The organism is Phytohabitans aurantiacus, from assembly GCF_027923225.1.
Lineage (GTDB): Bacteria > Actinomycetota > Actinomycetes > Mycobacteriales > Micromonosporaceae > Phytohabitans > Phytohabitans aurantiacus.
Genome location: NZ_BSDI01000107.1, coordinates 1 through 11,223 on the forward strand (window position 1 = coordinate 1; position 11,223 = coordinate 11,223).

Below are 11,223 nucleotides of genomic sequence, written 5' to 3' on the forward strand. Positions count from 1 at the left end.
ACAAGACCCCGAATGACCCTCGGCTGGGCCAACCCAGCTGACAAAATGGCCCAACTACTCGGTGTTGCAACCACCGGTTGAGCTCGCCCCTGGCAACGCTCGGGCTCCAAGATCTGGCGGCGTCGCCCAGACCGCGCGGCTTGGTGGGGTGGGCTGGGATCTTGCGCCCGGATGTATCCGACATAGTCGGGCGCAAGATCCCACTACACCCCACCAAGCGGCGCGCCCCACACAGCGCGGAGCCCGCGACCGGTCCGGCCGACGCGTGCCGTTCAAGACCGCGCCCACTCAAGGCCGCCGCGCCCACCCAAGGCCGCGCCCACCCAAGGCCGCGCCTACTCAAGGCCGCGCCCCCCAAGGCCGCGCCCCCCAAGGCCGCGCCTACTCAAGGCCGCGCCCACCCACCTCGCCGCACGGCACGCTGATCAAGGCCATTCGCGTCGATCAAGGGCAAACGCACGCGGAAAAGAGATCCAACCACGTGCATTCGCCCTTGATCGGCGGCCGTGCCGCGAGCGCCGCGAGCGCCGGGAGCGCCGCGAGCGCCGCGAGCCAGCGAGCGCCGGGAGCCAGCGGGGCGGGCGGACCCGCAGCGCGGAGGGTCAGGTGAGGAGGGCTTTGATGCGCTTCAGGGCCGCCACAGCGGCCGCGCGGTCGCGGCGGCCGAGGCCGCAGCTGGTCGAGACGTCGGCGCGACGGCCGAGCGCGTCCTCCACGTGCTGCCGGATCCGGCGCTGCGTGGCCAGGTCCTGGTCCTCGTGCGCGTACCCGGCGATGAAGCGCGCACCGCGCAGGCGCAAACCGCGCAACGGCCGGTAGAACGCGGCGTCGTCCACCGGCGGATGGTCCGCGGCGGCCAGCGGCCCGTGTACGTACACCAACGGCCGCTCCGCCGGCCAGCGCGCGACGAGGGCGTTGGCCAGCTGTACCAGCGGACCGGCGTCACGCAGCCTGCCGAGCGCGCGGTGGTTCATGTCGCCGAGACACAGGTGCACGCCGAACCGGGCTCCCTCGGGTGCCGCGCTCACCAGCCTGGCGACCCGGCGCGCCAGGAGGCTCGCCAGCATCGCCCGCGCCGGCCGTGGCGCCCGAGCCATCAGCACCAGCTCGACGGGAATCTCGATCTGGAACAGCGCGTCGCCGCCGATCAGGTCGTGGATCTGCCGCATCGTTACCGCGAGCGCCTCGGTGAACGGCCTGAGGTGGCGCACCGGCCCAGTCGGCCCGAACACGAACATGGCCAGGTCGACGTCGCCCGGAATGCCCACTTGGAAGCCCGCGCCGCCGGCCAGTCGAGCGTGGACGGGCAGCGCTTCCCTTGCCGCGGCGACGATTCCGAGGTCGAGCTCGTCCAGCCGTTGGCCACGCTTGACGCGAAAGCGGGGCGTGTCGTCGTAGTCGGACCAGTCGCCGTCTCTCACCAGCTCCAGCGCCGGGTGGTCGCGGAGGCTCTCGATCATGCCGATGATCCAGTTTCGACGGCTGCCGGTCTCGCCGTCGGGGAGGAAGTCCAGGTCACCGCCCAGGTGCTCGACGGCCAGTGCCATCGCGGCGGCAGCGTCGCTCGCGGGAATGCTGCCGACCAGATGGGCGCGTCGACGGTCCTCGATGCGTCGATTATGCCGCAGGCGTGCGCAGGTGTGCGAGCACGACCGGGTCGATCCGGCCCGGCGCGAGCCGCTCCTCCAGGTTTTCCACGCCGGCCCACGCGGCGAGGGCGGTGTCCAGGTCGCCAACTCCGGGCGGGTACCCAGCGGCGGTGAGCAGGCCCGCCACCTCTTCGGCCAGGTCGCCGTCGAGGTCGAGCAGGTCCGCCGGATCCGACCGTCCAAACAGCATGGTGTGGATGTCGAGCAGCCGGCCCAGCTCGGCGACCGGGTCCCGGTGGTCGTCGACGCGCAGGTCGACCAGGACGTCGCTGCCGCCGCCGTACCCGCCGCCCTTGGCGACTACGAGCAGGGCGGCGCTCTGCCTCCCGCGCCGGTCACCGCCGGCCAGGTCTCCGGCGCGCAGCGCACCGAGCAGCCGGGCGGCGAAGTCGCCGGACAGGTCGAGCCAGGCGTCCCGCATCGCGTCGATCACCTGGGGGCCGGTGAGGAGGTTGCCCTGTATCGCCCAACCGTCTCCAGCGACACCACCGGCCCAGTCGGGGCAGGCGTCTCCGGTGTACGTGGCGCCATCGCCGCCGGCGCCGACCACCCCGAGTTGGCGTTGTGCCCGTCCCGGGTCGGCGGCGACGAGCCCGGCGACCGTGCCGGCGGCGGTCACCCCGGTGCGCAGCAGGGCGATGCCCTGCGGCCGGTACCCGAGGTTCGCGTGCGCCTGGGTGGCGAGCGCGCCCACCTCGGCCTCGGCGGCGGGCACGACGGCACCGACCGCGAGGAACTTGCTCGCCACCGCGACGCCGTACGCCTGGCCGTCCGCGGACCGGGCGACGATCGAGAAGGTCACCCCAAGAGCCTATCGAGCTCCGGCACCGCGGTCCGTCCGTCCACATAGGTCCGTAGGGGCAAGAACGCCGCAAGCCCAGGACCGACATGTGGGCTACCGCGACGCCCGCCGAGGTCCATGCCGTTGCTCCCGCGGCCTCACCCTCCGCGGAACCACAACCCACGCCCGCCCCACGCAGCGCGCGCCCGTCCGTCGGCGTGCCGCGAAGCCCGCAGACGGGCATGGCTTCGCGTGCGCGACCGCCCTGCGCTGGACCTGTCCCCCCGTCCGTCGATCAAGGGCATTCGCATGGATCAAGGCCGAACGCACGCGGAAAAGAGATCGAACCGCGTGCATTCGCCCTTGATCGGCGGGCAGAGGCCGCGCGCGGCGCGGGCGCGGGCGGGGCGGCAAGCGCGGCGCGGGCGGCGAGCGCGGCGCGGGCGGGGTCTGCTAGTGGGATTCGCGGGGGACTTTGTCGCCGCTCGCACCGACGAGGAAGTCCTGGTCGGCTCCGGTGTCGGCGCCCATGACGGTGTCGACGTACAGGCGCTCCCAACCCCGTCGCGGCGCTGCCAGTGCCGCGCGCATGGCGGGCGACGGCGGCCGGGCGTCGAGTTCGTCCTGTGGGACGTCGACGTCGATGCGGCGGCCCTCGACGTCGAGGGTGATCCAGTCGCCGGTGCGCACCCGGTCGAGCGGGCCGCCGGCGGCGGCTTCGGGCGCGACGTGCAGGACGACGGTGCCGTACGCGGTGCCGCTCATCCGGCCGTCGCACACCCGGACCATGTCGCGCACGCCCTGGGCGAGCAGCTTCGCGGGCAGCGGCATGTTGGACACCTCGGGCATGCCCGGGTACCCGCGCGGCCCGCACCCCCGCAGCACGAGCACCGTGTCGGCGTCGACGTCGAGATCGGGGGCGTCGATGCGAGCGTGGAAGTCTTCGATGGAGTCGAACACCAGCGCGCGGCCACGGTGCCGCAGCAGGTGCGGCGAGGCGGCCGCCGGCTTGATGATGGCGCCCTTGGGGGCCAGGTTGCCGTACAGCACCGCGATGCCGGCGCTGGGCCGCAGCGCCTTGTCGCGGGCCCGGATCACCTCGTGGTCCCAGATCTGGGCCTCGCCGAGCGTGCCGACCAGCGGCTTGCCGGTGACCGTGACGGCGTCGGGGTCGAGCAGGTCGGCCACCTCGCGCAGCACGGCCGCGAGGCCGCCGGCCCGGTACAGGTCCTCCATCAGGTACCGGCCAGCCGGCTGCAGGTCGACCAGCAGCGGCACCTCGGCGGCGATCCGGTCGAAGTCGTCGAGCGTCAGCGGCACGCCCAGCCGGCCGGCGATGGCGAGCAGGTGCACGACGGCGTTGGTGGAGCCGCCGATCGCGGCGAGGGCGACGATCGCGTTGTGGAACGAACCGGTCGTGAAGATCTGGCTCGGCCGCCGGTCCTGGGCGACCATGTCGACGATCAGCTTGCCGGTGTCGTGGGCGCGGGCGAGCAGCCGGCTGTCGGGGGCCGGGATGCCGGCGGTGCCGGGCACGGTGGCGCCGAGCGCCTCGGCGAGCAGCGCCATCGTGGAGGCGGTGCCCATCGTGTTGCAGTGGCCGCGGCTGCGGATCATCGACGACTCGGACTCCATGAACGCCCGCTCCGACAGCGTGCCGGCGCGCACCTCCTCGGAGAGGCGCCACACGTCGGTGCCGCAGCCGAGCGGCGCGCCGCGGAACGTGCCGGTGAGCATCGGGCCGCCGGGCACCACGACGGCTGGCAGGTCGACCGACGCGGCGGCCATGAGCAGGGCGGGGATGGTCTTGTCGCAGCCGCCGAGCAGCACCACGCCGTCGACCGGGTTGGCCCGCAGCATCTCCTCGGTCGCCATCGCGGCCATGTTGCGCCACAGCATCGCGGTGGGGCGCACCTGCGTCTCGCCCAGCGACACCACGGGCAGGTTGTGCGGCACCCCGCCGGCCTCCCACACACCGCGCTTGACGTGCTCGGCGACCTCGTCGAGGTGGCTGTTGCAGGGGGTCAGGTCGGAGGCGGTGTTGGCGATGACGATCTGCGGCCGTCCTTCGAAGGCCGAGTCGGGCAGGCCGCGCCGCATCCACGCGCGGTGGATGTACGCGTTGCGGTCCTCACCGGCGTACCAGGCGGTGCTGCGTAAGGGGCTCATCGCACTGCAATCTACAGTCCGTTTCCATGCGCGCGTTCGTGATCACCGGCCCACGTCGAGCCGAGGTGCGGGAGGTCGAGGACCCGTCCCCCGCCCCCGGGGAGGTCGTCGTCGACGTCGAACGGGCCGGCGTGTGCGGTACCGACATGGAGTTCTTCTCCGGCGAGATGGCGTACCTGCACAGCGGCGACGCGCGGTACCCGATCCGGATCGGACACGAGTGGAGCGGCACGGTGAGCGCGACCGGCGACGGCGTCGACCCGGCGTGGCTGGGCCGGCGGGTCACCGGCGACACGATGCTCGGCTGCGGGCGCTGCCACCGGTGCGCGGCCGGGCGGCAGCACCTGTGCGCCGACCGGTACGAGATCGGCATCCGCGGCGGCTGGCCGGGCGCCCTCGCCGAGCGGTTACCGGTACCGGTACAGGCGCTGCAACCGCTGCCGGAGGGTGTCGATCCGACGCTGGGTGCCCTCGTCGAACCCGGTGGGAACGCGCTACGCGCGGTCCGCGGCGCGGCGCTCGCCGCCGGCGAGCGCCTGCTGGTGCTCGGACCCGGCACCATCGGGCTGCTGGTCGGGCTGATCGCGGCCGCGGAGGGCGCGGAGGTCCACCTGCTGGGCCTGCCCGGTCCGGGGCTGGAGTTCGCGCGGACGCTCGGCTTCGCGCACGTCTGGAGCGCCGGTACCCTGCCGGGGCTGCGCTTCGACGCGGTGGTCGACGCCTCGAACGCCGCCGCCCTGCCCGCGCGGGCGCTGGAGGTGGTCGAGCCCGGCCGGCGGGTCGTCTACATCGGGCTGGCCGGCGAGCCGAGCCTGGTCGACACGCGGGTGCTGGCCCTCAAGGACGTGACCGCCGTGGGCGTGCTCAGCGCGTCCGGCGGGCTGGCCGGCACGGTGGAGCTGTACGCGTCCGGCGCGGTCGACCCGCGCCCGCTCGTCGCCGCCACGGTCGGCCTGGGCGAGGCCGCCGCGGTCCTCGCCGGCGACCGCGACCCGTCGTGGGGCCACGCCCCAAAGATCCACATCAATCCGTCCCTTTCGTGATCAGGGCGTCCCTCAAGTCGCCCTAACGACTTGAGGGACGCCCTGATCACTCGCAGGGGGACTATCGCGATGTATCGCGTTTGCTTTACGATGTATCGCGATAGCCCACACCTGGAAGCGAGGGAAGCCATGGCCGCGATCACGGTCGCCGGGCTGCGCCGGTCGTACGGCGACAAGGTGGTGCTGGACGGCGTCGACCTCGACGTCGACGAGGGCACGATCTTCGCGCTGCTCGGCCCCAACGGCGTCGGCAAGACCACGATGGTGCAGATCCTCTCCACACTCATCCAGCCCGACGCGGGCGAGCTGCGCGTCGGCGGGCACGACGTCGTGCGCGAGCCCGACGCCGTTCGCCGTGCCATCGGCGTGACGGGGCAGTTCTCCGCCGTCGACGGCCTACTCACCGGCGAGGAGAACCTCGCGATGATGGCCGACCTGTGCCACCTCGACCGGGTGGCCGCGCGCAGCCGGATCGAGCTGCTGCTCACCGACTTCGACCTCGTCGACGCGGCCCGCAAACCGGTCGCCACCTACTCCGGCGGCATGCGGCGGCGCCTCGACCTCGCGATGACGCTGGTCGGCGACCCGCGCATCATCTTCCTCGACGAGCCGACCACCGGCCTCGACCCGCGCAGCCGCCGCACGATGTGGCACATCATCCGCGACCTGGTGGCCGGCGGCGTCACGATCTTCCTCACCACGCAGTACCTGGAGGAGGCCGACCAGCTCGCCGACCGCGTCGCGGTCCTCGACCACGGCACGCTGGTCGCGCAGGGCACCCCCGCCGAGCTCAAACGCCTCGTCCCGGGCGGGCACGTCCGCCTCAAGCTGCGCGACGCGGACGAGTTCGAGTACGCCGTGCGAGTCCTCGATCCTCCGGTACGCGATCCCGAGGCGCTCGCCGTCCAGGTGCCCAGCGACGGGAGCGTCCGCTCGCTGCGCGCGCTGCTCGACCGACTCGACCAGTCGTCGATCGAGGTCGACGAGTTGTCCGTGCACCTGCCCGACCTCGACGACGTCTTCCTCGCCCTCACCTCGCGAGTTCCCGCATGACCGCTCTAGCTGGCGCGGGTCATGCGCCCCTCGCTTACGCACGGCGGGATTCGCTGACGATGCTGCGGCGCAACCTGCGGCACGCCCGGCGCTACCCGGCGCTGACCTTCTCCACGATCGCCATTCCGGTGATCTTCCTGCTGCTGTTCGTGTACGTCTTCGGCGGCACGCTCGGCAACGGGCTCGGCGGCGTCACCGGCGGCCGCGCCGAGTATGCCAACTACGTCGTACCCGGCATCCTGATCATGGGCGTGGCCGGCGCCGCGCAGGGCACCGCCATCGGTATCGCCATGGACATGACCAAGGGCATCATCGCCCGGTTCCGCACGATGGCGATCTTCCGCCCGTCCGTGCTGACCGGCCACGTCCTCGGCAGCGTCATCCAGACCATGCTGAGCCTCCTCGTGGTCGTGGCGATCTCCCTCGCGGTGGGCTTCCGCCCCAACGCGACCGCGATCGAGTGGCTGGCGGCGGCCGGCGTACTGGTGATGATCACGGTCGCGGTGGTCTGGCTGTCGGTCGCGCTCGGCATGGTGACCAAGAGCGTCGAGACCGCGAGCAACCTGCCGATGCCACTGCTGCTGCTCCCGTTCATGGGCAGCGGCTTCGTACCGACCGAGTCGATGCCGGTGGCGATGCGCTGGTTCGCCGACTACCAGCCGTTCACGCCGGTCATCGAGACGCTGCGCGGGCTGCTGCTCGGCACCGGGATCGGCGGCGACGCCTGGCTGGCCGCCGGTTGGAGCCTGGTCATCGGGGTGGTCGGGTTCGTCTGGGCACTCAGGCTCTACAACCGTGACCCGACCGCTTGACGGGGGCGCGGCGGCGCGCTAAAACAGAACTTGAGCCGGACAGGCTCAAGTCTGTAGGACCCTTGTTTTGAGGACCTCTGTTCGTAGGACCCTTGTGAAGGAGCATGAGGGAGGACGCCATGCTGATGCGCACCGACCCGTTCCGGGAGTTCGACCGGCTCGCCGAGCAGTTCTTCGGCACCACCACCCGTCCGGCCATGATGCGCATGGACGCCTACCGCGACGGCGACTGGTTCCACGTCCACTTCGACCTGCCGGGCGTCGACCCCGACAGCATCGACCTGACCGTCGAGCGCAACATCCTCACCGTCCGGGCCGAGCGACGCCACCCCGAGGTGAAGGAAGCCGAGCAGGTCATCGCCGAGCGTCCAATGGGGACGTTCAGCCGGGAGTTGTTCCTCGGCGACAGCCTCGACGCCGACAAGCTGGAAGCCAGTTACGACTCGGGCGTGCTGAGCCTGCGCATTCCGGTCGCCGACCACGCCAAGCCGCGGCGCATCGCCGTGGCGGCGCACACCGGCCGGCGCGCCATCAACGCCTGACACCATCCTCGGGACGCGGCCGTCGCCGATGCGGGGCGGCCGCGCCTCGCACGCCATGGGCCAGGTTGCATAAAACTTGTGCAAAGGTTTTATGCAACCTACCCTGAGGGCGTGAGCTCAGACATCACGCTCGACAGCAGGCAGCTCCGGATGCTGGCGCACCCGCTGCGCTCCCGCCTGCTGTCCGCGCTGCGCATGGACGGTCCGGCCACCGCGACCAAGCTCGCCGAGGCGATGGCGACCAACACCGGCGCCACCAGCTACCACCTGCGCCAGCTCGCCGCGGTGGGCCTGGTGGTCGAGGAGCCCGGGCAGGGGCACGGCCGGGAGCGCTGGTGGCGCGCCGCGCACCACAGCCACACCTGGCACCCCGACGCCTTCGCCTCCGACCCCGACGACCGGGCCGCGGCGGGCTGGCTGTCCGAGTACCAGGTGAGCGTGCTGACGGAGATGGTCGCCGGCTGGGCACGGGAGCAGTTCGAGCGGCCGGCCGCCTGGCGCGACGCGGCCGAGATCAGCGACTTCGGGCTGCGGCTGACGCCCGACCGGCTGCGGGCGCTCAACGACGAGCTGTCCGCGGTGATCGACAGGTACCAGGAGGCCAGCGACAGCGACGACGCCGAGCAGGTCATCGTGTTCGTGGCTGGCTTCCCCCGGCTGGGTACCGCATGAGCGCGCTCACCGCGGCCCGGGTCCGCCGGCGCTACCTGCTGCTGCACGGCCTGCGCTGGCTGGCCACCGGCCTGCTCATCCCGATCTTCGTCCTCCTGCCGCTCGACCGCGGCCTCACGCTGGCACAGGTCGGCGTCGCCGGCACGGCGCAGGGCCTGATCGTGCTCATGCTCGAACTGCCGACCGGTGGCCTCGCCGACGCGCTCGGCCGCCGGCCGGTGCTGCTGGCGGCCGGCGTTGTCAACCTGGCGTCGTTCGCGCTGCTGGCCGCCGCCGACTCGCTCGCGCTGTTCCTGGCCGCGTTCGCGCTGCAGGGCGTATACCGGGCACTCGACAGCGGCCCGCTGGACGCCTGGTACGTCGACGCCGCCCTCGCCGCGGACCCCGACGCCGACATCGAAAGCGGCCTGAGCCGCGGCGGCGTCGTCGCCGGCCTGGCGATCGGCGGCGGCGCACTGGTCGCGGGCGGCCTCATCGCGCTCGACCCGCTGCCCGCCGTGAACCCGCTCGCCGTGCCGGTACTGGCCGCGATCGTGGTCCAGGTGGTCGGGCTTGTCGCGGTGGCGCTGCTGCTCGCCGAGATCCGCCCTGCCTCGGAAGTGCCACCTGCTACGGGGCCTCGGGCCGTCGTCGCCTCGGTGCGGCAGGTGCCCGGCACGATCCGCGCCGCGCTCGGCCTGCTGCGCCGGTCCCGCGTGCTGGTCGCCCTCGTCGCCGTGGAGCTGTTCTGGGGCTTCGGCATGGTGACGTTCGAGACGCTGCTACCGGTACGCCTGACCGAGGTCGTCGACAACGCCGACACCGCCGCCGCACTGCTCGGCCCCGCCGGATCGGCCGCCTGGGTGGCGTCAGCGGCCGGCGCCGCACTAGTGCCACTCGCCAGCCGCAGGATCGGCGCGCCGTTCACGGGAGCCGTTCTACGGGTACTGCAGGGCGTGACCGTGGTCGGCATGGCCCTGCTGGCCGGGCCGGTGGGAATCTTGGCGGCATACCTGCTGTGCTACGTCGTGCACGGCGCCGCCAACCCGGTACACCTGGGCCTGCTCCACCGCCAGGTCGACGGCCCGTACCGCACCACGGTGCTGTCCCTGAACTCCATGGTCGCCCAGCCCGCCGGCGCACTGGGCCTGCTGACACTGACCGCCCTGGCCGACGCGACAACGGTAAGCACCGCGATGCTGGCCGGCGCCGCCGTCCTGGCGGCCGCCGCTCCCCTGTACCTGGCAGCCCGCCAAACCCCTCCCCCACCCGCGCCACCCACCCCCGCCACGCCGGCTCCCGCCACGCCGGCTCCCGCCACGCCGGCACCCGACGCGTCCGTCGCGCCGTCGCCCGCGTCCACCGCGCCCGGCGGACCCGCGCGCTCGCCCGGCGGGCTGGTGGGCGGGCTCGCCGCCCCTCTGCCCGCCGATCAAGGGCAAACGCACGTGGTTTGATCGCTTTTCGCGTGCGTTCGCCCTTGATCGATGCGAATGCCCTTGATCGGCGCGGCGCGCCGCAGCGCGCCGCCGCGTGCGTCCACGTGCGCCGCCGCGTGCGTCCACGTGCGCCGCAGCGCGCCGCCCCGTGCGTCCTTCGTGCGCGGCGGCACGCGGTGGCCGGCGCCGCCGAAAGGACCGTCTAGGCTTTCGCGTCATGACCGGCCTCCGCGAGCGCAAGAAGGCGGCCACCCGCCAGGCCCTGCACGAGGCGGCCCTGCGGCTGGCCATCGAGCACGGTGTCGACCGGGTCACCGTCGAGGCCATCGCGGACGCGGCCACCGTCTCCAGGCGTACGTTCTCCAACTACTTCGCCAGCAAGGAGCAGGCGCTACTGCACGCCGACCAGGTCCGGTTGGCGCGCCTGCTGGAACTGGTCGACGCTCGCCCCTCGGACGAGCCGGCCTGGGCCGCTCTCACCGCCGCCGTCGAGCGGATGGCCGCCGAGGAGCCCTTCGACGATCCGGAGCGGCTCGAGCGGTACAGGCAACTGCACCACCACCCCGCGATGCTCACCGAGATGATCGCGACGTACGCCGCCGCGGAACGCGACCTGGCCGGCGCGATCGCCCGGCGCCTGCCCGCCGGCCCGGAGGCGCCGCTGCGCGCCCGGCTGCTCGCCGCGAGCTTCCTGACCGCCGCGCGGGTCGCCAACGAGCTGTGGCTCGAAGACCCCAGCCAGCCGTTGCCCGACCTGGTCCACCGCACCCTGACCTTGATCCGCGAACCGTTCGCCTAGGTTCGCGGCGCCACGCGCCGACCTGGACGCAGCCGCGCCCGCACTGGCCGCGCCGGCCCGGCGCGACACGGCCCGGCACGGCCGCGCGCGGCGCGACACGGCCCGGCACGGCCGCGCGCGGCGCGGCGCGGCGATCAAGGGCAATCGCATGGATCAAGGGCAAATACACGCGGAAAGAGATCCAACCACGCGCATTCGGCTCTCCTGTCTGATGTGTGGGTCAGGTGGGAGAGTTGCGGCCGGGTAGTGGGGTTTGGTAGCCGCCGAGGTGTAGGCGGGTGAGGG

Annotated in this window: 10 protein-coding genes; 7 read left to right on the forward strand and 3 right to left on the reverse strand. The window is 72.9% G+C overall.

What is annotated here, in order from left to right; genetic code table 11:
* Window positions 1-602: 602 nt before the first annotated feature.
* The 3 genes from QMG73_RS45615 to QMG73_RS45625 all read right to left on the reverse strand — a co-directional run bounded on the left by QMG73_RS45615 (window position 603) and on the right by QMG73_RS45625 (window position 4,599).
* Window positions 603-1,547, reverse strand: coding sequence for a hypothetical protein (locus QMG73_RS45615; protein ID WP_281906368.1), 945 nt, complete (start codon window positions 1,545-1,547; stop codon window positions 603-605).
* Between the two features lie 70 nt (window positions 1,548-1,617).
* Complete coding sequence (locus QMG73_RS45620; RefSeq protein ID WP_281906370.1) at window positions 1,618-2,451, reverse strand: DUF1028 domain-containing protein; 834 nt, start codon at window positions 2,449-2,451, stop codon at window positions 1,618-1,620.
* A 432-nt stretch (window positions 2,452-2,883) separates the two neighbouring features.
* Window positions 2,884-4,599 carry an IlvD/Edd family dehydratase gene (locus QMG73_RS45625; RefSeq protein ID WP_281906371.1) on the reverse strand — a complete coding sequence of 572 codons (1,716 nt, stop codon included), beginning with the start codon at window positions 4,597-4,599 and terminating at the stop codon, window positions 2,884-2,886.
* A 26-nt stretch (window positions 4,600-4,625) separates the two neighbouring features.
* Between QMG73_RS45625 and QMG73_RS45630 the strand changes: the two genes are divergently transcribed.
* The 7 genes from QMG73_RS45630 (at window position 4,626) to QMG73_RS45660 (ending at window position 10,938) form a co-directional block, all read left to right on the forward strand.
* Entirely contained in the window at window positions 4,626-5,642 is a 1,017-nt protein-coding gene (locus QMG73_RS45630) for a zinc-dependent alcohol dehydrogenase (protein ID WP_281906373.1), read from the forward strand.
* 129 nt (window positions 5,643-5,771) lie between these two features.
* Window positions 5,772-6,695 (forward strand): ATP-binding cassette domain-containing protein, encoded by a 924-nt coding sequence (locus QMG73_RS45635; RefSeq protein ID WP_281906376.1) that lies wholly within the window; start codon window positions 5,772-5,774, stop codon window positions 6,693-6,695.
* 59 nt (window positions 6,696-6,754) lie between these two features.
* On the forward strand, window positions 6,755-7,507 hold the full coding sequence (locus tag QMG73_RS45640) for an ABC transporter permease (RefSeq protein WP_281906378.1): 753 nt from the start codon (window positions 6,755-6,757) through the stop codon (window positions 7,505-7,507).
* 119 nt (window positions 7,508-7,626) lie between these two features.
* A complete protein-coding gene (locus tag QMG73_RS45645) occupies window positions 7,627-8,049 on the forward strand; it encodes an Hsp20/alpha crystallin family protein (protein ID WP_281906386.1) in 423 nt (140 codons plus the stop codon).
* A 150-nt stretch (window positions 8,050-8,199) separates the two neighbouring features.
* Window positions 8,200-8,721, forward strand: coding sequence for a winged helix-turn-helix domain-containing protein (locus tag QMG73_RS45650; protein ID WP_281906389.1), 522 nt, complete (start codon window positions 8,200-8,202; stop codon window positions 8,719-8,721).
* Entirely contained in the window at window positions 8,718-10,157 is a 1,440-nt protein-coding gene (locus QMG73_RS45655) for an MFS transporter (protein ID WP_281906381.1), read from the forward strand. Before QMG73_RS45650 ends, QMG73_RS45655 begins: the two co-directional genes overlap by 4 nt.
* A gap of 199 nt (window positions 10,158-10,356) precedes the next feature.
* The gene (locus QMG73_RS45660; protein WP_281906384.1) at window positions 10,357-10,938 is read left to right on the forward strand and encodes a TetR/AcrR family transcriptional regulator; all 582 of its coding nucleotides are present in this window, start codon (window positions 10,357-10,359) and stop codon (window positions 10,936-10,938) included.
* The last annotated feature ends 285 nt before the right edge of the window (window positions 10,939-11,223 follow it).

Bases quoted from the DNA above. Each gene is read 5' to 3' on its own strand.
- QMG73_RS45615 (WP_281906368.1), bottom strand. From the start codon at position 1,547: ATGGCACTGGCCGTCGAGCACCTGGGCGGTGACCTGGACTTCCTCCCC.
- QMG73_RS45640 (WP_281906378.1), top strand. From the start codon at position 6,755: ATGCTGCGGCGCAACCTGCGGCACGCCCGGCGCTACCCGGCGCTGACC.
- QMG73_RS45655 (WP_281906381.1), top strand. From the start codon at position 8,718: ATGAGCGCGCTCACCGCGGCCCGGGTCCGCCGGCGCTACCTGCTGCTG.
- QMG73_RS45660 (WP_281906384.1), top strand. From the start codon at position 10,357: ATGACCGGCCTCCGCGAGCGCAAGAAGGCGGCCACCCGCCAGGCCCTG.
- QMG73_RS45635 (WP_281906376.1), top strand. From the start codon at position 5,772: ATGGCCGCGATCACGGTCGCCGGGCTGCGCCGGTCGTACGGCGACAAG.
- QMG73_RS45625 (WP_281906371.1), bottom strand. From the start codon at position 4,599: ATGAGCCCCTTACGCAGCACCGCCTGGTACGCCGGTGAGGACCGCAAC.
- QMG73_RS45645 (WP_281906386.1), top strand. From the start codon at position 7,627: ATGCTGATGCGCACCGACCCGTTCCGGGAGTTCGACCGGCTCGCCGAG.
- QMG73_RS45630 (WP_281906373.1), top strand. From the start codon at position 4,626: ATGCGCGCGTTCGTGATCACCGGCCCACGTCGAGCCGAGGTGCGGGAG.
- QMG73_RS45650 (WP_281906389.1), top strand. From the start codon at position 8,200: ATGCTGGCGCACCCGCTGCGCTCCCGCCTGCTGTCCGCGCTGCGCATG.